We start from the raw sequence: 20,461 nt of genomic DNA on the forward strand, positions 1-20,461 counted from the left end.
CCCGCCCCCGAACGCGCGGAGGGCGGCACCCGTTGCGCACGGGTGCCGCCCTCCGGGGCGTGCGGCGGGACCGTGGCCGGCCGGTGCCGGCCGCGGTCAGATGATCAGGCTGAGCGGCATGATCAGCGCGATGGCGACCACCGAGATCACCGTCTCCATCACCGACCAGGACTTCAGGGTCTGACCGACGCTCATCCCGAAGTACTCCTTCACCAGCCAGAAGCCGGCGTCGTTGACGTGCGAGAAGAAGAGCGAACCTGCGCCGATCGCCAGCACCAGCAGGGCCGCGTGGGTGGACGACATGTCGGCGGCCAGCGGGGCGACGATGCCGGCGGCGGTGATGGTGGCGACCGTGGCGGACCCGGTGGCCAGCCGGATCAGGACGGCGATCAGCCAGCCGAGCAGCAGCGCCGAGATGTGCCACTTGCTCGACCACTCGCTGACGGCGTTGCCCACGCCGACGTCGATCAGCGTCTGCTTGAAGCCGCCGCCCGCGCCGACGATGAAGACGATGCCCGCGATCGGACCGAGCGACTTCCCGACGGTCTCCGAGATCCGGTCCTTGGAGAAGCCGGCCGCCCGGCCGAGCGTCAGCATGCCGAGCAGGGTGGCCGCGAGCAGGGCGATCAGCGGCGAGCCGATGAAGTCGAACACCCGCTGCGGCATCGCCTTCGGGTCGTCGATGACGACGTCGGCCAGCGCCTTGCCGAGCATCAGGGCGACGGGCAGCAGAATGGTGGCGAGGACCGCGCCGAAGCTCGGCGTGTGCTCGCGCTTCTCCGTCTCCACGGGTGCGGTGGCCTGCGGGATCTCCAGCGGGCCGACCCAGCGCTCGGCGAGCCGGGCGAACAGCGGACCGGCGATGATCAGGGTCGGGACGGCGATCAGCAGGCCGAGCGCCAGGGTGATCCCGAGATCCGCCTTCAGCGCGTCCACCGCCACCAGCGGGCCCGGGTGCGGCGGGACGAGCCCGTGCAGCACGGAGAGCCCGGCCAGCGCGGGGATGCCGACCCGCATCAGCGGGACGTTGCCCCGGCGGGCGACCAGCAGCACGATCGGGATCAGCAGGACGACGCCGACCTCGAAGAACAGCGGCAGGCCCAGCACGGCCGCGATCAGCGCCATCGCCCAGGGCAGGGCCCTGGGCCCGGAGCGGGAGAGCACGGTGTCGGCGATGATGTTCGCCCCACCGGAATCGGCGAGCAGCTTGCCGAGCATCGCGCCCAGCCCGATCAGCAGGCCGACGCCCGCGACGGTCGCGCCGAAGCCCGTGGAGAAGCTCCCCAGCAGCTTGTCGAAGGGGGCGCCCGCGACGGCGGCCAGCAGGCCCGACCCGAGGGTGAGGGCGAGGAACGGGTGCAGCTTCAGCCGGGTGATCAGCACCACGATGGCGCCGATGCTGAGCAGCACCGCGAGCAGCAGCTGGGTGTCGCTGTCGGTGTGCGGCAGGGCCGGTGGGGCGGCCGCCGCGAGCAGAGTGGGGGTCACGCGAGGTCTCCATTGACGGGCCGCAGCAGTGCCACGGCCATCTCGACGAGTTCTTCGGGGATCGGTCCGACGTCCAGCACGGCGCCGCGCTCGTCCGGCCCGAGGGGTTCCAGGGCGGCGTACTGCGAGTCGAGCAGCGACGGCGGCATGAAGTGGCCGGTGCGGTGGGCGAGCCGGTCTCCGACCAGCTCGTGCCCCCCGCTGAGGTGCAGGAAGAAGGCGCCCGGGCAGGCCGCGCGCAGGGTGTCGCGGTAGTGGTGCTTCAGCGCCGAGCAGGTGACCACGCCACCGGTACCGGCCTGCGCCCGCTCCCCCAGCCAGGCGCCGAGAGCGCGCAGCCAGGGCGCGCGGTCCGCGTCGTCCAGCGGGATGCCGGCCGACATCTTGGCGATGTTGGCCGGCGGGTGGAAGTCGTCCGCCTCGGCATAGGGGAGGTCGAGGCGGTCGGCCAACAGCCGGGCCACGGTGGTCTTGCCGACACCGGAGACACCCATCACCACGACCGTCAGGGGGCCGGGGTTGTCGGGTGCGGGGGTGTCGTGGTTCTCGACGCTGAGAGCCATCGGTGCTGCTCCTTCGTTGCCTGGCCGCCACTATCGCTCCAAAGATATGACGTATTCAAGTGCCAGAAACCAAATCGTCATACTTTTGAGCGTGTGCAGGAGCACGTCGGGCGGCCGGCCGGAAACGCGGAGGGTCCGCCCGGGGACGCGTCAGGGCGTCCGGGGGCCGCCGTCGGGCGCCCCGCGGGCCGGAGTCCGGCGACAGGCCCTAGGCTGGGCGGATGGAGATCCAGGGGCTGCCCGGCCGACTGCTTGCCGAGCTCGGACCGGCCATCGCCGCCGGGGAGATTCCCGAGGGCGCGGTGCTGCGCAGCGAGGAGCTGGAGGAGCGCTTCGGGGTCTCGCGGACGGTGGTCCGCGAGGCGGTGCGGATCCTGGAGGGGATGCGCCTGGTGGCCTCCCGGCGGCGGGTCGGCATCACCGTGCAGCCGAGGTCGACCTGGGACGTCTTCGACCCGCTGGTGATCCGGTGGCGACTGGCGGGCAGCGACCGCCCGGCCCAACTGCGCTCGCTCGGGTCGCTACGGGTCGCCGTCGAACCGGCCGCGGCGGCGCTCGCCGCACGGCACGCAACCGACGACGAGCGCCGGGAACTCAGCTCGCTGGCGGTGGAGTTGACGATGACGGCGCGCGCCGCCGATCTGGAGACCTTCCTGCGGCACGACATCGCCTTCCACGCCACCGTCCTGCGGGCCTCCCGCAACGAGATGTTCGCCCACCTCGGGGACACCGTGGGGGCGGTGCTGACCGGCCGGACCGAGTACCATCTGATGCCCCATCAGCCGGAGTCGTACGCGATCCGGCTGCACCGCGAGGTCGCCGAGGCGATCTGCGCGGGGGACGCCGAGCACGCGGAGCGGGCGATGCGGACGATCGTGGCGGGCGCGCTGGAGGAGCTGAACCAGCAACTGGCGTGACCTGCCGCCCCGCCCGGCCGGCCGCCTGTAGGTTCAGGCCGGATTCCGGCACAGATCACACGATTTGACGGCAGTTCGGATGGTTCGGACGCATAGTCCGGGTACGACGGGGCAGAGTGGTGCGCAGGGGGCGCATCCTCGCGCGCCCGCACTACCCGCTCCTGCCCGCTCCGCCCGTTCCTGCCCGCTCTGCCACCGTGACCGCGCCTGGGGGTCGTCCGATGTCAGCCGCACGCCGTCGCCGCCTGCCCGACGAGGTGCGCGCCGCCGTCGTCCGGGCGGTGCTCTGCCTGGCCTTCACCATGGTCGGACTGCTGATCGCGACACTGGCCTCGTACGCCGACAGCTGGCTGATGACGCCGGCGCTGATGGCGATGGGCCTCGGGGTGTTCGGCACCATGTGGTGCCTGCTGGAGATCCTGATCTCGCGCCAGGTCGCCGCCCAGCGGATGCGCGGGCCGAACTCGGCCTCGCCGATGGCCGGCAGCCGGGCGCCCGGCGGGGCCCGGCCGGTGCCGCGCCCGGGCGGGCCCCCGAACGGCACGGCCACGCCGCAGTCGCGGGTGCCCACGGCGTATCCGTAGGGCTCGGGCCGGTCCCGGGCGGCTCCTCGCAGCCGGCCGGCGGGGTGACCGGCGGGTGGTCAGGCCGGGACGACGGCCCGGTAGTGGGTGGTGAGCCGGCCGCCGTCGTCCAGCACGTGGAGGGCGAGCATCGGCGGCTGGTCGAAGCTGATGCCACCGCCGCCCTCGCAGGGCAGCGTGACGGTGGACACCACACCGGGCGCGACCAGCACCGGCAGCCCGGCGAAGACGGTGGCGGCGCCGGTGTGGGCGTGGCCGCAGAACAGGGCGGCCACCCGGGGGTGCCGGCCCAGCACCTCGGCGAGGCGCTGCTCCCCGAACTGCCGGATCGGGTCGACGGTCGGCAGGTGGAGGACCACCGGCGGGTGGTGGAAGGCCACCAGCGCCGGCAGGTCCGGGCGGCCCGCCGCGAGCGCGGCGTCCAGCCAGGCCAGGGTCTCCTCGTCGAGCAGGCCGTCGGCCCGCCCGGGAATCGACGAGTCGACCAGCAGCAGGTCGGCGCCGGGCAGCGGGTGCAGCCGGTTGACCGGGCCGTCGGCGGGCGCCTCCCCGAGCAGGCCCTCCCGGTAGGGCGCGCGACGGTCGTGGTTGCCGGGACAGGTGAGCACCGGGTGGCGGGAGACCAGCACCTTGGCAACCCGCTCGTACTCCTGCGGCAGGCCGTGGTCGGCGAGGTCACCGGTGACCAGCACGGCGTCCAGCGGACCGGGCAGGGCGTTGAGGTACGCCATCACCTGCTCGGCCCGCCGGTACGCGCGGGCGCCGCCGTCCCGGCGCTGCTCCTGCCCGATGTGGATGTCACTGAAGTGAGCGATCGTCAGCATGACGCCCACGGTAGGCGGGCCGGGGCCGCCGGGGTAGCCCGTCAGGCCTGGGCCGGGGCCTCCGCGGGGCGCTTGAACATCCGGGTCGCGGTGATCTCGCCGTGGACGGTCGGGCCGTCCGGGTCCTGCGGGGCGGGAAGGCCGGGGCGCAGGTGCTCCTCCACCGAGATGTACTTGAGGCCCGCCCGCAGGTCGGCGTCGTTGCGCAGCCGGATGACCAGCGGGAACTCGGCCAGCGCGGTGGTGTCGAACAGGCCCGTGGTGTAGATCAGTTGGACGCCGAGCGCATCCGCGACCGCCCGCTGGAGCTCCAGCAGGTAGGTGGCGTTGGCGCGGCCGATCGGGTTGTCCAGGAAGAGCGTGCCGGCGTGCCGCAGCTGGGACTGGCCGCGGTCGTTGGCGCGCAGTGCGGCCATGGTGCAGTAGAGCGCGATGGCCGCGGTGAGCAGCTGGCCGCCGGAGAAGACGTCGGACATCTGGCCGACGCCGACCCGCTCGGCGCGCAGCACCGCGTCCGGCTTGAGGATCTCCACGCTCACGCCGCGCGGGCCGATCGCGGCGGCGACACCGCGCAGCAGCAGGGACATGCCGTCGCGACGCAGGTCGCTGTTCTTCTTGACGGCGGCGCGGGTCGCCTCGTCGATCACCTCGCCCAGGCGCTCGACCAGGGTGGCGTGGTCCGGGTCCTCGAAGCGGATCCGGAGGAACTCCTGGCCGGACCACTCCCCCAGGCCCTCGGGCAGCCGGGAGAGCCGCTGGGCGGCGCGCAGGGTGGTGAGCGAGGACTCGACCAGGCCGCGCAGCCGGTCGACGATCGAGCCGCGGTTGCGCTCCAGCTGGGCGAGCTCGTCGGTGAGCACGCGCAGCCGGGGTGCGAAGGCGGTGGCCCAGGCGGCGGCGTGGTCGGGCAGGGCGGCGGCGGGGAGTTCGCGGATCTGCTGGCGGGCCGGGGTGCGGACGGCCTCGTAGCGGGCCGCGTTGGCGTGCCGGACGAGGGCGTCGGAGGCGTCGCGGACGGCGAGTTCGGCGGAGGAGAGCTCACCGGCCGCGGTGCGCAGGGCGCGGCGGGCCTCCGCAGCGGCGGTGCGGGCGTCGGCGAGCGGGCCGAGGTAGGGCTCGACCGGGCGGCCGTCCTCGTCCTGGTGCTCGCGCAGGCCGTCGCGCAGCTGCCCGGCGTGCTCGTCGAAGTCGGCGGCGGCGGCCTGGGCGGCGTCGAAGGTGCGCTGCAGGTCGGCGTGGGCGGTGCGCGCGGCGTCGACGCTCTCGCGGCGCTCGGCCAGCCGGGTGGTGGCGGTGCGCAGCAGGACCTGGGCGTGCTCGGGGTCGGTGGGGACGAGGTCCTCGGGCAGCTCCGTGTGGGCCTCGCCGTCGGCGGGCGCGGAGCGCTCGGCCTCGCCGCGCAGCCGGCCGAGCTGCTCGCTGGCGGCGGCGGCGCGGGCCTCGATGGTGGCGACCAGTTCCTCGGCGCGCGCGGCGGCGGCCTGGCGGGCCGGGCCGTCGGCGCCGTCGGGGCTGCCCAGCAGTTCCTCGGCACGGGTGCGGACCTTGTTGGTGAGACGGTCGAGTTCGGTCGCGGCGGCGGCCTCGTCGCCCTCGGCGCGGGCCTGCTCGGCGCGCAGGTCGGCGCCGACACCGACCTTCTCGTAGAGCTGGGAGGCGGCGCGGTAGGCCTCGCGCAGGGCGGGCAGTGCGGCGGGCGCGACGCCCTCCGGCTCGTCGGCCTGCTCGGCGGTGGGGATCTCGGCGCGCTCTGCGCGCAGGGTGCGGGCGGTGCGGCGGGCGTCGTCGGCGGCACGCTGCGCGGCGCGGCGGTCCTCGTCACAGGTGCGGGCGCGCTCCGCGCACTGGGCCTGGCGGCGGTCGCACTCCGTCGCGTCCTCGGCGAGTTCGCGCAGGCTCCGCGTCCAGCCGGCGCGCTCGCGCAGGCGGAAGGCGAGGCCGGAGAGGGCGTCGGCGCGGCGGCGCGCCTGCTGGGCGGCCTCGCGCTGCTCCTCGTGGGCGACGGCCGCGGCGGCGTGGTCCGCCTCGGCCTCGTCGTGGTCGGCGCGCAGGGTGGTGAGCGCGGCGGCGGCCTGCTCGGCGTGCTCGCGGGCGGCCTCGGCGGCGGCGGCCAGCTCGGCGAGGGTGCCGGGCGGGCAGCTGGCGTGCCAGGAGGCGAGGCGGGCGGCGAGGGCGCGGTCGCCTCCCAGCCGGGCGGCCAGCTCGCGGATGTGCTCCTCGCGGGCGGTGGCGCGGGAGCGCAGCTCGCGGCGCTCGCCATCGGCGGCGGTCTCGTCGTGCATGGCCGGGTTCGGCGGCACGAGGAAGAAGGCGGGCTCGTCGGTGATGGGCGCGATCAGCGCGGCGGCGGCGCCGACGGCGACGGTGGAGCGCGGCAGCAGCGCGGCGGCCTGCAGCGTCTCGCGGGCCCGGTCGAGCGAGTTGGGATCGGTGATCACCACACCGTCGACCAGTTCGGGCCGGGCGGCGAGGATCGCCTCGTGGTCGGCCGGGTCGACCGACTGGGCGAGGTAGCGCCAGCCGGGCAGCGCGGGGATGCCGTGCTCGGCGAGGTACTCGACGGTGGCGAGCACGTCCGGGCCGGGCGGCAGCAGGCCGCCGTCGCCGAGCGCGGCGAGGATCCGGGAGTCGTCGGCGGCCGCGGTGCGCAGGTCGAACAGGGTGCGCTCGGCGGTGGCGATGGCCTCGTCGAGCAGCTCGCGGAGCGCCTCGGCGGAACGGTCGAGGACGGCGGGGGTGAGGAAGCCGGCCGCCTCGTCCGCGCCGTCCTGGTAAGGGGTGAGGGAGAGCAGGTCGGCCAGCCGGGGCTCGGTGGCGAGCAGTGCGGCGGTGCGCTGCTCGGTGGCGAGCGCCCGGACGGCGGCCTTGCGGGCGTCGGTGGCGCGGGCTTCCGCGAGTTCGGCGCGGCCGGTGGCGGCGGCGGCCTCGCGCAGCCGGGCGGCGGCGGCCTCGGCGACCGTCCGGGCCTGCCCGAGGGCGGCGGCGGCGGCCTTCTCGACGTCGGCGGCGTGCAGGGCGGCGCGGGCCGGGTCGGGCTCGGCGGTACCGGGGTCGATCCAGCCGGCCTCGACCGCGGCGGCGGTCTCCCGCTCGACCTCGGCGAGGCGCTGGCGCAGGTGGTCGGACTCGCTGCGGGCCTTCTGGGCGGCGGTGGCGGCCTCGGTGGCGCCGGACTGGGCCTTGGCGCCGTCCGCCTGGAGCTCGCCGGCGCGCTGCTCCTCGGTGTCGGCGCGGTCCTCGGCGGCCGCGGCCGCGCTTTCCAGGGCGCGGGCCAATGCGGCGGCGGCGCGGGCCCGGGCGGCGAGCGCCGGGGCGGCGTCGAGCTCGGCCTCGCGGATCGCGACGGCCACCCGGGCCATCCGGTCGGCGGCGGCGCGCTGGCGCAGCACGGCCTCGGCGGCCTGCCAGGCGGAGTGCAGGGTGCGGGCCTCGATGAGTTCGCGGCGCAGCGCGGCGGCCTCGGTGGTGGCCGCGGCCAGCCCGAGGGTGGCGTGCCGGTGGGTCAGCTCGGCGGTGATCAGGGTGTGCCGGGTGCGGTCGGCCTCGGCGGCGGTGACGGCGCTCGCGGCAGCGGCGACCTCGATGGCGAGGTCCTGGGCACGGTCGCGCTCGGCGGCGGCGCGCGAGGTCAGCGCATGGGCGAGGCGGCGGGTGCGGCGCTCGGCGGTGCGGTGGGCCTCGCGGACGGCCTCGCGGGCGGTGGTGGCCTCGGCGATGCGCTCCAGCAGCTCCAGCGAGCCGGCGGTGAAGTCGCGTTCGGCGGTCAGCTCGGCGCGGCGGCCGAGTTTGGCGGCGAAACCGTGGACGAGGTCGGCCAGGCCGTCGGTGTCCCGGGTGTCGGTGACCGCGCGCAGCAGCAGGTCGGTGAAGTCGCTGTCGTGCTTGACCGCGAACAGGCCGGCGGCCTCACCCTCGTCGGCGTTCATCTCGCGCTGGTAGCGGAAGAGTTCGGGGTCGAGGCCGAGCTCCCCGAGGTGCTCCGTCCAGCGGTCGTGGCCGTCCTCGAAGACCAGGTCGAGGTGGGGGTGGGCCTTGCCGGCCTCGGTGAGGGCGTCGCGGAAGCCCTTCATGGTGCGGCGCCGGGCACGGGCCTTCTGGTCACCGGCCAGGCTGACCCGCTCGGCGACCGGGAGCGAGTCCAGGGTCAGCCCGGGTCCGGGACGGAAGGAGTACCAGGTCTCGGCGAACTTGCGCGGGTCGGAGGAGACCTGGCGGCCGCGCCACTCGCTGACCTTGCCGACCACGATCGGCTCACCGGTGACGGTGTGCTGCCACTCCAGGGCGACGTGGCCGCAGTCGTCGGCCAGCAGGAACTTGCGCAGCACGCCGGAGCTGGCGCCGCCGAGGGTGTTGCGGTGGCCGGGGAGCATCACCGAGAAGATCAGCTTGAGCAGGACGGACTTGCCGCCGCCGTTCTCCAGGAAGAGCACACCGGCGGGGGCGGGGCGGCGGACCGGCCCGTCCGGCTCCTCGCCGAACAGGCCGATCTGCTGCGGGGCCGGGTCGGAGACCGGCTCGCCCACGCCGCGCAGGTCGAGCACCGTGTCGGCGTAGCGGGCACCGGCCGGTCCGATCGAGTACAGGCGGACCCGGTTGAGCTCGTACATGTGCGGCGGTTCTCCAGTGCGGGTGGGTCAGGAGTGCGTGGGTCGGGAATGCGGTGGAGCTGGTCCTGCGTGGGCGGCGCTCCCGGGTGGGGGCCCGGTCAGAGCGAGTGGAACGGCAGGCCGGCGTCGGCGACCAGCTCGTCACCGGTGTCCGGGGGCAGCAGGCTGGCGGTGCCGTCGGAGACCGGGACGATGCCGAGGTCGAGCAGCTCGGCCATGGCTGCGCTGCCGGCCAGGTCACGGACCTGGAGCTGGTAGCGGGCGGTGGTGCGGTAGGTGCCGCCGGCGTCGTCCGAGGTCTTCTGCAGGAAGCCGGAGTCGACCAGGAACATCACCGCCTTGGCGACGATGCCGATGGTGGAGCCGGACAGCCGGCGGGCGTCCTTGGTGGCTCCGGTGGCGGTGCGCCGGGCCCAGACCCGCCAAGCGGCCTCCAGACCGGGGGCGTCGCTCTGCGGGTCGGTGTTGGCGCCGTCGGCCTCGGCCTGCTCCTCCAGCCGGCGGCAGGCCTGACGGACGAAGGCGTCGACGCCGTTGACGGTGATCCGGCCGAGATAGCCGTCGTCGGCGAGGTCCTCCGGGCGGGGGAAGGCCATCGCGGCGACGGCGAGGTGGGCCAGGCCGTGCAGGAAGCGGTCGGTCGACTCGGAGGCGGCACGGCGCGAGTAGTCGCCCATCCGGACGGCGAAGACGGAGTCCTCGGCAGCGGCGACGGCCATCCCGGCGCGCGGCGAGACCTCCAGGACGACCAGGCCCATGCCGGTGGCGACGGCGTCGGCGAGGCGGGCGAAGGCCGGGTCCTCGCGGTGCCGGCGGACCAGCTCGGCGTACTCGGCGTCGCGGGCGGGGAGCAGCTTGGCCTGGAGGCCGAAGGAGACCAGCCGGGCGGCGTCGGCGACGTCGGCCGGGGTGATCGCGGCCGGAGCCGCGGGCTCGGTCTCGGGCGCCCAGGACGTGTCGTGGTGGGTCGTCACGGGCGGTGCTCCTCGGGGCTGGTGCGGGCGGTACGGGTGCGGCGGGTGCGGCGGCCGGGCGGGTGCTCGCCGGGCGGGCGGAGGCGGCGGGTCGTCAACTGGCGTCCTTGCGGTCGGCCGCCATCCCGGCCGCGTCGAGCAGGGCGCTGCCGACGATGAGGTCGGCGCCGCCGAACTCGAGGTCGCGCAGCGGGGTGCCGTCGTCCACGGCGAAGAGCAGCCGCTGCTCGCCCTGGCGGTAGGCGGTGCCGACCGGCGGGCTGGCCGCGTGCACGGCCAGCAGGGCGACCAGGTACGGGAGTTCGGCGTCCTGCTTGCGGGCGTCGGCGAGCAGCCCGGAGAGCCGCCGGGGGGCGTCGGCGGGCAGGTCGAGCAGGACCAGGGCGGCCTCCAGCTGGGCCTCGGAGAACCGGCTGTCGTCGGGGGTGGCGACGAGGTCCGGATCGGGCAGCTCGGCGCCCAGGTGCTCGCGCTCGACCGGTGGCGTGAGCAGCAGGTCGACCAGGTCGGCGACCCGGACCGAGACCGGCGTACGCAGGCCGATCCCGCGGGCGAAGAACGCGCCGGTGGGCCGGACGGCCTGCTCGACCGGCAGCCGCAGCACGGGGGCGAGCAGCTGCCCGTAGAGGTCGATGCCGCTACGGGCGCCGGGGGCCGCGAAGGCCTGGCGGTCCTGCTCGGCGCGGAACAGCGGGCCGGCCTCCAGCAGGCGGGTCTGCAGCTGGGTGTGGCGGCGGATGCAGTCCTTGACGATGTCGACCAGCTCGGCGGCGCGGCGCTTGTGCTCGGGCTCCTCGGCCTCGTCGCGGGCCTTGCGGATGTTGGTGAGAATCGCGTTCTCGTGCCGGTAGCGGTCGGCGATGTGGTCGAGCGCCTCGTCGATCAGGTCGGGGACGGCCTGCATCCAGTCGACGGCCCGCACGTTGCGTCGGGTGGCGTCCAGGGCCCGGCGCAGCGTCTCGGCGTACTGGACGGTGCGGTAGCGGGCCTGCTCCGCGGCGAGCTGGGCGTCGGCCAGGCGGCCGCGCCGGATCAGCACCTCCAGCTTGACCTCGGCGGCGATCTGCGCGGAGGTGACGTCGGTGTCGAGCGCACCGACCAGGACGTTGACCGCCTCGTCGGTGGTGCGCAGGTAGACGCCGCCGTCGGGGCCGGGCACCTCCTCGATCAGCTTGAAGTCGTAGTCGCGCCGGACGTACGCGCCGTCCTGGCCGAAGGTGCCGTAGACGGCGCGGAAGCCGCGGTCGACGCTGCCGACGTTGATCAGCGACTCCAGCACCCACCGGGCGACCCGCTCGTGCTCGGCGGTCGGCCGGGTGGGGGCCTGGGCGGCGACCCGGGGCAGCAGCCGGGCCAGCACTATGTCGCGGTCGGCCCCGGTGTCGAAGTCCATGTGCAGGGTGACGAGGTCGATCGCGGCGAGGCCGACCTCGGCCATCGCGTAGCCGCCGTACTCGCCGGCCAGCATCACCTTGCGACTGTCCAGGTCGTGCAGCGGAGCGGTGCAGGCCAGCGCCTTGAGCCGGCGGGCCAGGCCCTCGTCGGCGGCGGGGCCGGGCGCGGGCCGCGCGGCGGCGGGCCCGGCGGGCGGCCGGAGCCCGGACTCGGTGGGCGGGTCAGCGAAGGCGGTCACGGTGGACAAGATTAGAGGTACGCACCGACATCGACCGAAACGGACCTTACGGGCGGCCCGGACACGCGGCCGAACCTCGGGCGGGTGGAACCGGCTTACGACGAAACGCCCGCAGGACGGGACCGCCCCGGCCATCATGCCTCATATGATCATCAGACTGGTACGAGGTGGCATGACCGCCACCCTGGCCGCGGCCGCCCTTACCGCCGGCACCGCCGTCGCCGACGCCGCGCCCCCCGCCGCGACCGCCGCCCGCGCGGCGGCCACCGGCCCGAACGTCAGCGTGAGCCAGGCCGGCAACTACCCGATCTTCCCGGTCGACAGCACCAACTTCTCGGTGACCTGGACGTCCTCGGGCACCGCCGACCTCACCGGGGTCACCCACCTCACCGTCGAACTGCCGCCCGACCTGACCACCAACGGCGCGACGATCACCTCCTTGCCCGACTACACCTTCACCGAGACCGTCTCACCCGACGGCCGCCGGCTGGACGCCTTCTTCACCGGCAACCGGGCTCCGGGGCGCAGCGAGTTCATGAAGGTCCAGGTGGCCTCCCACGGCACCAGGCCGTCCGGCGCGATCAAGGTCACGGCCGCGAACCGGAACGACACCGACCCGTCCGACAACGTCTCGACCCACCTGCTCGGCAGCGGCCCGCAGGCCCCCGTCACCCAGGCCGTGCCGGTGGTCACCGGCATCGACACCGTGACCGGCCCGGGCACGGGCGGCACCGCCGTCACGCTGAGCGGCACCGACCTGGACAACGGCTTCGTCCTGGTCGGCGACTCCGTCGCGACCGGCTACTGCACCGTCACCAGCTGCACCGTCACCGACCCCGGCGGCGGCTCCGGCGGCACGCCGGTGACCGTGGTCACCCCCGGCGGCTCCGCGGCCGCACCCTCGGCGTTCGACCACACCGGAGCGGCTCCCCCGGCGCCGCCCGCCCCGGTGGTCACCGGTCTGACCACCCGCACCGGGCCGGCCGCCGGCGGTACCGACATCTACGTCCAGGGCAGCGGGCTGACCGCCGGCGCGGTGCTCTTCGGCGGGGTGCCGGCCACCCGCTACTCGTGCGGCCCGACGCTCTGCTCGGCGACCGCCCCGGCGGGCACCGGCGTGGTCGACGTGACGGTGACCACGCCCGGCGGGACCAGCGCGACCGTCGCGGGCGACCGGTACACGTACACCGCCTGACGGGGCCGCCCGGCGCGGCCCGGTGCCGGGAACGGCGCCGGGCGGCGGCGCACGGGCGGGGCGCGGAGGCGGAGCGCAAGGGCGGAGCGCGGCCGGTGCCGTGTACGGCGCGCGCGGCAGTCCAGGGGCATGTTGAACGTGTTCAATTCCAGGGTCTAGAGTCACTTCCGTGCAGGAGGGACAGCCCGTCCCGCCTCGTCCTCGGCATGGGGGTCGACCGGTATGAACGGCACGTCCGAGAGCTTGACCGACAGCCCGCTCGACGGTGAACAGGCCGCGCTCCGGCGGGTGCGGCGGTGGCTCGGGGCCTTCGTGGTCTGCCTGGTCCTGAGCGGCCTGACGGCCTTCCCGCTGGAGACCGAGACCCGATGGCTGGCCGATTTCGCGGCCGGCCCGGCGGCCCCGCTCACCGACCACCTGCCGGCCCTTCGGGAATGGATCGAGCGGACCCGCGACGGCCTCGCCGACACCAACGCCCGCTATCCGTTCCTGGCCTACGGCACCGACTGGCTGGCCTTCGCGCACCTGGTGATCGCGGCCGCGTTCTGGGGGCCGATCAAGGACCCGGTGCGCAACGTCTGGGTGATCCGGTGGGCCGTCCTCGCCTGCGCGGGCATCATCCCGCTGGCGCTGATCTGCAGGCCGCTCCGGGGCATTCCGCTGTACTGGCGACTCATCGACATGTCGTTCGGCATCATCGGCGTGCTGCCGCTGCTCGTCGTACTGCACGCGCTCCGACCGCTGGAGCGGCCCGCCCGCGCCGCCACCGTCGCCGGCTGAGCCGTCCGGGGGAACGCCCGGGCGCCGCCCACGCGGTGCTACCGGGCAGCGACCCAGGAGCGGCGACGGCCGTCACCCGCAGGCCCTACGATCTGGCTCAACAGCTGCTGGGAGGCGGACGGGCGTGGCCGATGCGGTGATCGATCTCAATGCGGACCTCGGTGAGGGGTTCGGACGCTGGACGCTGACCGACGACGAAGCCCTGCTCTCCGTGGTGACCAGTGCCAACGTCGCCTGTGGCTTCCACGCCGGGGATCCGTCCACCATGCGCCGGGTCTGCGCACTGGCCGCCGAGCGCGGCGTGCGGATCGGCGCCCAGGTCTCCTACCACGACCTGGCCGGCTTCGGCCGCCGGGCGATGGACGTCCCCCCGGAGGAGCTGGCCGACGAGATCGCCTACCAGATCGGCGCCCTCCAGGTGTTCGCCCGCGCGGCCGGCTCCCGGGTCTCCTACGTCAAGCCGCACGGCGCCCTCTACAACCGGGTGGTGACCGACGCCGAACAGGCCGAGGCGGTGGTCGCGGGCGTGCTGCGGGCCGGGGCGGTCTGCGACGGTCCGCTGCCCGTGCTCGGCCTGCCCGGCTCCCGGCTGCTGGCCGTCGCCGAGGGCGTCGGGCTGCCGGTGGTCGCCGAGGCGTTCGCCGACCGCGCCTACACCTGGGCCGCCACCCTGGTCCCGCGCCGCGAGCCGGACGCCGTGATCCAGGACCCCGAGACGGTCATCACCCGCGCGGTCGGGATCGCCCGGGACGGCGTGGTCGAGGCCGTCGGCGGCGAGCCGATCGGCGTCGAGGCGCGCTCGCTGTGCGTGCACGGTGACACGCCCGGTGCCGCCCAGCTCGCCTGGCGGATCCGCGGCGCGCTCGCTTCGGCGGGCGTGCGGGTGGAGCCCTTCGCGTGACGGCCGGCGGCGGACGAGCAGGAGCGGCGCGGCCACCGGCGTCCGCGGGCCCGGGCGCCTCGCGCCCGCCCATGGCGGCCGGGGCGGCCGGGTGAGCGGCGCACCGCTGATCCGGGCGGTGGGTGAGCACGCGCTGCTCGTCGAGGTGGCCGGGTCGGCCGAGGTCGGCGCCCTGTACGGCTGGCTGCGCCGACGCCAGGCGGCGGGCGAACTGCCCCCGGTCGAGGAGATCGTCCCGGCCGCGCGAACCGTCCTGCTCGACGGCGTGGCCGACGTCCGAGCGCTGACCGCCCTGCTGCGCGCCGCCCGCCCCTCGGCGGCCGGCGCCACCCCCGGTCCCCTGCTGGAGGTGCCGACCGTCTACGACGGCGCCGACCTCGCCGAGGTGGCGGCACTCTGGGGGGTCTCGCCCGAGGCGGCCGTACGGATCCACACCGCGCCCGAGTACGTGGTCGCCTTCTGTGGCTTCGCTCCCGGCTTCGGTTACCTCACCGGCCTGCCGCAGCAGTACGAGGCACCGCGTCGAGCCACCCCCCGCAGCTCCGTTCCGGCCGGCTCGGTCGCCCTGGCCGGCCCCTACACCGGTGTCTACCCACGCTCCTCCCCCGGCGGCTGGCAGTTGCTCGGCCGCACCGGCCTGCCGCTCTGGGACGCCTCCCGTGAACCGGCGGCCCTGTTGGCCCCGGGCGTACGGGTCCGCTTCACCGCGGTGCGCGGCGGTGCGGTGTGACGGCCCCGCGTGGGCCGTCGGCGGAGAACGAGCCGCCGGTCGAGCACCGGCCGCCGGTCGAGCGTGAGCTGCTGGTCGTCCGGCCCGGGCCGCTGACCACCGTGCAGGACCTCGGGCGGCGCGGCGTCGCCCACCTCGGCGTGCCCCGGTCCGGCGCGCTCGACGAGCCGGCGCTGGACGCCGCCAACCGCCTGGTCGGAAACGATCCCGGCACGGCCGTGCTGGAGACCACCCTCGGCGGGGTCGCCCTGCGCGCACACGGGCCGGTCGTCGTCGCCGTCACCGGCGCGCCCTCGGCGGTGCGCGTGAACGGACGGACCGCCGCCTGGGGCGCACCCGTCGCCGTTCCCGACGGAGCGCTGGTGGAGGTCGGCGCCGCCACCCACGGCGTCCGCGGCTACCTCGCGGTGGCGGGCGGGATCGCCGTGCCGCCGGTGCTCGGCAGCCGTTCGACCGACCTGCTCTCGGGGCTCGGTCCGGCTCCGCTGGCCGTCGGCGACGTGCTGCCGGTCGGGCCTCTCCCGCCCCACCGGCCGGCACCCGACCTGGTGCCGCTGCCGGCTCCCCCGGCGGAGCTGGTGCTGCGGCTGCGGCTCGGACCGCGCACGGACTGGTTCGCCCCGCGGTCGGTCGCCCGGCTGGCGCGCGACCACTACCGGGTGGCAGCGGCGAGCAACCGGATCGCACTGCGCACCGAGGGCCCGCCGGTCAGCCGGGCCGTCGGCGGCGAGCTGCCCAGCGAGGGGATGGTGCTGGGAGCCGTCCAGATCCCTCCGGACGGGCAGCCCGTGATCTTCCTGGCCGACCACCCCACCACCGGCGGCTACCCCGTCGTCGGCGTCGTGCCGACCGCCGACCTCGCCGCGGCCGCCCAGACGCGCCCGGGGACGCCACTGCGGTTCGTGCTGCTGCGGGGCTGAGATCGCGGGCCCGAGACCGCGGTTCCCGGCGGCGAGCGGAGCAGGGCACCGCCGGGTCGTCCCGGCCTCATTCGAAGCAGGTCGGACAGGACTTGGTGGCGACCCGGTCGCTGTTGCCCTCGGTGGCCCGCAGCGGCTGCGCGCGGGTGACGTGGTAGCCGGACACCGGCTCCGTCACCCAGCCGTACCGGGGTGCCGCGAGAATGCTGCCCGTGAGGTGGAAGCACCCCGGCAGGTGGGCGTAGCCGGTGGGCGAGACGATGGCCGTCGCCCCCGCGGGCCAGCCCACCCAGGCGGCACCGGGCTCGGCCCTACCGCGATCGAGGCGCGGCGCCGACCCGTTGGCCGGGCAGTCGCACCAGGACATCTCGCACCGCTCGCACCAATCGACACCCACACCCGACTCCTCCCCTGGGACGGGTGGATCCTACTGACCGCGGGTGGGGTCCTTCACCTCGGGCTCACCTCGTCAACAAGGCTTCGGTGACGGCACGTTGCCGTAGTGCAGGTCCCAGTGGCGCACCGGGTGCCCCGTCCGCGCGCAGCACCGGGAGGACGAGCCCGAGCAGGCCGCGGGCGGGCGGGCCGTGGGCCGGCGGGGCGCGGCCACCGGCGTTCCATCAGCTCCCCGGCAGGCCACTCAGGCGCGCCGCGCCAGCGCGGCCGAGGCGGTCACCGCGAAGCCGTCCAGGTTGTCGAACATGATGTTGTGGCCGCAGTCCGGGATCGCCACCACCTCGACCCCCGACTCCCGCAGGCGCTCCGCGCCCGGCAGGTCGCCGTCGGCCTGCGGATGGAGGAACGTCCTCGGGATGCCCATGTCGAGCAGGAGCTCGCGCACGCTCGGCACGGTGTTCCGGACGGAGCTGAGGGCGCTGCGGTGGAGGGCCTCGGGGCCGGCCAGTCGCATGGTGGACCACCAGAGCGGCCCGACCCACCGCCCGACCTCCTCCCGGCCGCCGGCCAGGAACTCCTCCTCGCTGAAGGTCGCGATCCCGCTGCTGCCCGGACGGCGGACCGGCGTGCTCGGGTCGAGATTGGCGTCGACCAGGAGGAGGTTGGCGACCAGCCGGGGGTGCCGGTGGGCGAGGACGGCCGCCACGGCGCCGCCCATGCTGTGCCCGACCAGCTCGACACCCGTCAGGCCCGCCTCGTCGAGCGCCGCGGCCACCGCGTCGGCGTGGGCCTCCAGGGTGTACGAGAAGTCGGTCGGCCGGTCGCTGATGCCGAAGCCCAGCAGGTCGAGCAGGAGCGAACGGCGCCCGGCGAGCAGCGGGTGCGCCGCGGCGGCGGCGAAGTAGACGGGCGAGCTGGCGCCGAGGCCGTGCAGGTACACCCGGGCCGGCTCGGCACCGGGCACCTCCACCCAACGGATCCGGTCCTCGTTCGGGGTGACGATGGCCTGACGCACGGTCGAACTCCTTCTCGGGGCAGGGGGCGACGGGGTCACGGCAGGCCGAGGAGGCCACCGCGCGGCGTCGCGTCGCGGATCCTCGCGACAGAAGGACCATACCTCGGAGTCGAGGTATAACGGCACCGAGATAGCGCGGCCGATCTGAGAGAGTGGTGCCATGCTGAAGCTCGCGATCCTCGGATTCCTCCGTGACCGGCCACTGCACGGCTATGAACTGCGCCGTCACCTCGCCGCGCTCACCGGTCACGTCCGACCGATCAGCGACGGCACGCTCTACCCGGCGATCAAGCGCCTGGAGGCCGACGGCCTCCTGCTCCGCACCACCGAGCCGGGCACGGCGGCCGCCCCCCGGCACACCCTCCACCTCACCGAGGCGGGCCGGAGCGCCCTGCTCGACCGGCTCCGCACGCCGGAGGACCTGGACATCAGCGACGAGAACCGCTGGTTCACCGTGCTCGCCTTCCTCCGCCACCTCGACGGCGAACCGGAGGCGCAGGCCACCGTGCTCCGCCGCCGACTCGCCTTCCTCAGCGAACCGGCGAGCTTCTTCTACGACGGCGCGCGCCCGGTGGGCGCCGAGGAGGTCGACGACCCGTTCCGCCGCGGGATGCTGCTGATCGCCCGCGCCACTACCGAGGCGGAGCTGGCCTGGCTGCGCGACACCCTGGCCGGGCTCGACCGGGCCTGACCCGACCGGGCCGGGCTCGACCGGGCCTGACCCGACCGGCCGGCACACAGGCCCGCAGACCGGGAGCCTGCCGACCGGGGCCGCGCCGGAAGACGACCCACCCCACGCGACCTCGGCCGAACACGGGAGAGACGGCAGAGCCGTGGCCCGCACCACCCTCCGTCGGGTCGATGCGGGCCACGGCTCTGCCGTCCGGGAGCGGGCCGGTGCTCAGTGCTGGTGGTGGGCGTGGACGACCGCATGGCCGCGACCACGGGCGATCATCCACTTGTTGACCGGCACGGTCAGCGCGAAGGCGAGGACGAGCGAGCCCGCCAGGGCGACCCAGAACAGCGCGTCGCCGAGACCGGCGTCCATCGCCCCCGGGACGGTGACCATCACGGTGTTGTCGATCAGCTCCATGACCATGATCGACACGGTGTCGGCGGCCAGCGCGACCTTGACGGCGGCGCGGACGTCCAGGCCGGCCTTCAGCACGCCGCGCATGGTCAGGGCGTAGCCGAAGACGAAGGCCAGCAGCACCGAGAGCACCACGGTCGCACCGTTGTGCAGGCCGAAAGCGGTGCCGAGGACCATGCCCAGGATCTCGCCGATGGCGCAGCCGGTGAGGCAGTGCAAGGTCGCCTGCGCGGCGGTCCGCCAGCTCGCCCCACCACCGTGAGCCCCGTGGGACGCGTGCGCCGCGTGGTCCATGTGACCGGCGTGGTTCATGTGACCAGCGTGGTCCATGTGACCGGCATGCTCCATGTGAGCGGCGTGCTGGTGCCCGTGCTCGTGCTGTGCGGAATGTGCCATGTCGTCCTCCACTTGCCCTGGCGCTGCGCCCCTGCGGTTCGTCGTCACTGAAGTTATACCCCCAGGGGGTATGGCGCAACCGATACGGGCGGCTTCGCGGTGACGGCCGCGTTCGCGCACACCCCGGCCGACTCGGGGCCGACGGTGGACGCCCGTCCCACCGGGGCGGACCAGGGCGCGAGCCCGTCCTGCCGCAGGCCGAGCGGAACCCCCGCGCACCCCGCCGGGCGGGCGGACCCCGGACAGCCCGGCCCGGACGGACCGGAGCGGGGGCGGGAACGAGGCCGTCACCTTCACCGCGTACCATCAGGCGCGCGCCGGGCCCGCGCAGCCCGAGCGCCGGGCGGGACCGGCGGTTCGCATGCCATCGGCATGTGCCCCGTGCATGCCGACGGCATGTTCCCGCACCGACCATCAAGGACCGCTGATGCTCATCGAGCGACGGATACCCCGGGCGGGTGTCCGGTGATCAACTGGTTCCACGGAGCCGTCCTGGGCCTGATCCAGGGGCTCACCGAGTTCCTGCCGATCTCCTCCAGCGCCCACCTGCGGGTCTTCTCCGCCCTGCTGGGGTGGGACGACCCGGGCGCGGCGTTCACCGCCGTGACCCAGCTCGGTACCGAGTCCGCCGTGCTGATCTACTTCCGCCGCGACATCGCCTCGATCGTGAAGACCTGGACGCTCTCGCTGTTCCGGCCGGCGCTGCGCTCGCACCAGGACGCCCGGATGGGCTGGTTCGTGATCATCGGCACCCTGCCGATCGGCATCCTCGGCAAGCTGTTCCAGGACACCATCGAGACCAACCTGCGCGATCTGCGGATCATCGGCACCACGCTGATCGTCTTCGGCCTGATCCTGGCGGTGGCCGACCGCACCCGGGCCGTCCGGCACGCCAAGCCGATCACCGACCTGACCCTGCCGCACGCCGCCGTCTACGGCATGGCGCAGGCACTGGCGCTCATCCCCGGCGTCTCGCGCTCGGGCGGCACCATCAGCGCCGGCCTGCTGCTCGGTTACAGCCGTGAGGCGGCCGCCCGGTACTCGTTCCTGCTCGCGATCCCGGCGGTGCTGGCCTCCGGCCTGCTGGAGCTGTTCAAGATCGGCGAGGGACCGGCACCGGCCTGGGGCCCGACCGTGCTGGCCACCCTGATCGCCTTCGCCGTCGGCTACGCGGCGATCGCCTGGTTCCTGAAGTACATCTCGCACAACAGCTTCATGCCGTTCGTGGTGTACCGGGTGGCGCTCGGCATTCTGATCATCGTCCTGGTGAGCGTCGGCACGCTGACGCCCGACGCCGGCGTGGTGAAGTAGAACGCGGTTCCACCGGCACGACGCGGTTCCGCGCCGGCGGCGCGATCCCGGCCGAGCAGCTCCGGTACGACGAAGCGGGCCGGTGCTGCTCTACTACGCCGACTCCGACCGGGTCCGGCGGGCCCTGGAGCGGCTGG

The 20,461-nt window shown here is 75.0% G+C and carries 18 protein-coding genes; 9 read left to right on the plus strand and 9 right to left on the minus strand.

What is annotated here, in order from left to right; genetic code table 11:
• Positions 1-96: 96 nt before the first annotated feature.
• Together AB0J08_RS33175 and AB0J08_RS33180 are read right to left on the minus strand one after the other, a co-directional pair.
• Positions 97-1,476, minus strand: coding sequence for a gluconate:H+ symporter (locus tag AB0J08_RS33175; RefSeq protein WP_360641595.1), 1,380 nt, complete (start codon positions 1,474-1,476; stop codon positions 97-99).
• A gap of 8 nt (positions 1,477-1,484) precedes the next feature.
• The gene (locus tag AB0J08_RS33180; protein WP_360641581.1) at positions 1,485-2,051 is read right to left on the minus strand and encodes a gluconokinase; all 567 of its coding nucleotides are present in this window, start codon (positions 2,049-2,051) and stop codon (positions 1,485-1,487) included.
• A 221-nt stretch (positions 2,052-2,272) separates the two neighbouring features.
• Here AB0J08_RS33180 and AB0J08_RS33185 point away from each other — a divergent pair, with 221 nt between their 5' ends.
• Both AB0J08_RS33185 and AB0J08_RS33190 read left to right on the plus strand, forming a co-directional pair.
• Entirely contained in the window at positions 2,273-2,968 is a 696-nt protein-coding gene (locus tag AB0J08_RS33185) for an FCD domain-containing protein (RefSeq protein WP_360641582.1), read from the plus strand.
• A gap of 221 nt (positions 2,969-3,189) precedes the next feature.
• Complete coding sequence (locus AB0J08_RS33190) at positions 3,190-3,552, plus strand: hypothetical protein (RefSeq protein ID WP_360641583.1); 363 nt, start codon at positions 3,190-3,192, stop codon at positions 3,550-3,552.
• A 59-nt stretch (positions 3,553-3,611) separates the two neighbouring features.
• Here AB0J08_RS33190 and AB0J08_RS33195 read toward each other — a convergent pair whose 3' ends face one another.
• The 4 genes from AB0J08_RS33195 to AB0J08_RS33210 all read right to left on the minus strand — a co-directional run bounded on the left by AB0J08_RS33195 (position 3,612) and on the right by AB0J08_RS33210 (position 11,590).
• Entirely contained in the window at positions 3,612-4,376 is a 765-nt protein-coding gene (locus AB0J08_RS33195; protein WP_360641584.1) for a metallophosphoesterase, read from the minus strand.
• Between the two features lie 41 nt (positions 4,377-4,417).
• The gene (locus tag AB0J08_RS33200) at positions 4,418-8,983 is read right to left on the minus strand and encodes a hypothetical protein (protein ID WP_360641585.1); all 4,566 of its coding nucleotides are present in this window, start codon (positions 8,981-8,983) and stop codon (positions 4,418-4,420) included.
• A gap of 98 nt (positions 8,984-9,081) precedes the next feature.
• Positions 9,082-9,957 carry a hypothetical protein gene (locus tag AB0J08_RS33205; protein WP_360641586.1) on the minus strand — a complete coding sequence of 292 codons (876 nt, stop codon included), beginning with the start codon at positions 9,955-9,957 and terminating at the stop codon, positions 9,082-9,084.
• A gap of 94 nt (positions 9,958-10,051) precedes the next feature.
• Entirely contained in the window at positions 10,052-11,590 is a 1,539-nt protein-coding gene (locus tag AB0J08_RS33210) for a hypothetical protein (RefSeq protein ID WP_360641587.1), read from the minus strand.
• 145 nt (positions 11,591-11,735) lie between these two features.
• Between AB0J08_RS33210 and AB0J08_RS33215 the strand changes: the two genes are divergently transcribed.
• The 5 genes from AB0J08_RS33215 (at position 11,736) to AB0J08_RS33235 (ending at position 16,116) form a co-directional block, all read left to right on the plus strand.
• The gene (locus AB0J08_RS33215) at positions 11,736-12,785 is read left to right on the plus strand and encodes an IPT/TIG domain-containing protein (RefSeq protein WP_360641588.1); all 1,050 of its coding nucleotides are present in this window, start codon (positions 11,736-11,738) and stop codon (positions 12,783-12,785) included.
• 222 nt (positions 12,786-13,007) lie between these two features.
• A complete protein-coding gene (locus AB0J08_RS33220; protein WP_360641589.1) occupies positions 13,008-13,565 on the plus strand; it encodes a hypothetical protein in 558 nt (185 codons plus the stop codon).
• Positions 13,566-13,689: 124 nt separating this feature from the next.
• Complete coding sequence (locus tag AB0J08_RS33225; RefSeq protein ID WP_360641590.1) at positions 13,690-14,466, plus strand: 5-oxoprolinase subunit PxpA; 777 nt, start codon at positions 13,690-13,692, stop codon at positions 14,464-14,466.
• 91 nt (positions 14,467-14,557) lie between these two features.
• Complete coding sequence (gene pxpB / locus AB0J08_RS33230) at positions 14,558-15,196, plus strand: 5-oxoprolinase subunit PxpB (RefSeq protein WP_360641591.1); 639 nt, start codon at positions 14,558-14,560, stop codon at positions 15,194-15,196.
• Between the two features lie 68 nt (positions 15,197-15,264).
• Positions 15,265-16,116 (plus strand): biotin-dependent carboxyltransferase family protein, encoded by an 852-nt coding sequence (locus AB0J08_RS33235; RefSeq protein ID WP_360641596.1) that lies wholly within the window; start codon positions 15,265-15,267, stop codon positions 16,114-16,116.
• Between the two features lie 67 nt (positions 16,117-16,183).
• On the opposite strand, the gene AB0J08_RS33240 is transcribed toward AB0J08_RS33235, so the two are convergent.
• Positions 16,184-16,513 carry a hypothetical protein gene (locus tag AB0J08_RS33240; protein WP_360641592.1) on the minus strand — a complete coding sequence of 110 codons (330 nt, stop codon included), beginning with the start codon at positions 16,511-16,513 and terminating at the stop codon, positions 16,184-16,186.
• A gap of 243 nt (positions 16,514-16,756) precedes the next feature.
• A complete protein-coding gene (locus AB0J08_RS33245) occupies positions 16,757-17,527 on the minus strand; it encodes an alpha/beta hydrolase (protein WP_360641593.1) in 771 nt (256 codons plus the stop codon).
• A 160-nt stretch (positions 17,528-17,687) separates the two neighbouring features.
• On the opposite strand from AB0J08_RS33245, the gene AB0J08_RS33250 reads away from it, so the two are divergent.
• On the plus strand, positions 17,688-18,218 hold the full coding sequence (locus tag AB0J08_RS33250; RefSeq protein ID WP_360641594.1) for a PadR family transcriptional regulator: 531 nt from the start codon (positions 17,688-17,690) through the stop codon (positions 18,216-18,218).
• Between the two features lie 210 nt (positions 18,219-18,428).
• On the opposite strand, the gene AB0J08_RS33255 is transcribed toward AB0J08_RS33250, so the two are convergent.
• Positions 18,429-18,911 (minus strand): DUF4396 domain-containing protein, encoded by a 483-nt coding sequence (locus AB0J08_RS33255; RefSeq protein WP_360641597.1) that lies wholly within the window; start codon positions 18,909-18,911, stop codon positions 18,429-18,431.
• A 570-nt stretch (positions 18,912-19,481) separates the two neighbouring features.
• On the opposite strand from AB0J08_RS33255, the gene AB0J08_RS33260 reads away from it, so the two are divergent.
• Positions 19,482-20,324: an undecaprenyl-diphosphate phosphatase gene (locus AB0J08_RS33260; RefSeq protein WP_360641598.1), complete on the plus strand. Its 843-nt coding sequence runs from the start codon at positions 19,482-19,484 to the stop codon at positions 20,322-20,324.
• Positions 20,325-20,461 lie beyond the last annotated feature (137 nt).

Origin of the sequence: Kitasatospora sp. NPDC050463 (assembly GCF_040655255.1) — a bacterium.
Lineage (GTDB): Bacteria > Actinomycetota > Actinomycetes > Streptomycetales > Streptomycetaceae > Kitasatospora.

Bases quoted from the DNA above. Each gene is read 5' to 3' on its own strand.
- AB0J08_RS33185 (WP_360641582.1), top strand. From the start codon at position 2,273: ATGGAGATCCAGGGGCTGCCCGGCCGACTGCTTGCCGAGCTCGGACCG.
- AB0J08_RS33255 (WP_360641597.1), bottom strand. From the start codon at position 18,911: ATGGACCACGCGGCGCACGCGTCCCACGGGGCTCACGGTGGTGGGGCG.
- AB0J08_RS33215 (WP_360641588.1), top strand. From the start codon at position 11,736: ATGATCATCAGACTGGTACGAGGTGGCATGACCGCCACCCTGGCCGCG.
- AB0J08_RS33195 (WP_360641584.1), bottom strand. From the start codon at position 4,376: ATGCTGACGATCGCTCACTTCAGTGACATCCACATCGGGCAGGAGCAG.
- AB0J08_RS33250 (WP_360641594.1), top strand. From the start codon at position 17,688: ATGCTGAAGCTCGCGATCCTCGGATTCCTCCGTGACCGGCCACTGCAC.
- AB0J08_RS33180 (WP_360641581.1), bottom strand. From the start codon at position 2,051: ATGGCTCTCAGCGTCGAGAACCACGACACCCCCGCACCCGACAACCCC.
- AB0J08_RS33220 (WP_360641589.1), top strand. From the start codon at position 13,008: ATGAACGGCACGTCCGAGAGCTTGACCGACAGCCCGCTCGACGGTGAA.
- AB0J08_RS33190 (WP_360641583.1), top strand. From the start codon at position 3,190: ATGTCAGCCGCACGCCGTCGCCGCCTGCCCGACGAGGTGCGCGCCGCC.
- AB0J08_RS33200 (WP_360641585.1), bottom strand. From the start codon at position 8,983: ATGTACGAGCTCAACCGGGTCCGCCTGTACTCGATCGGACCGGCCGGT.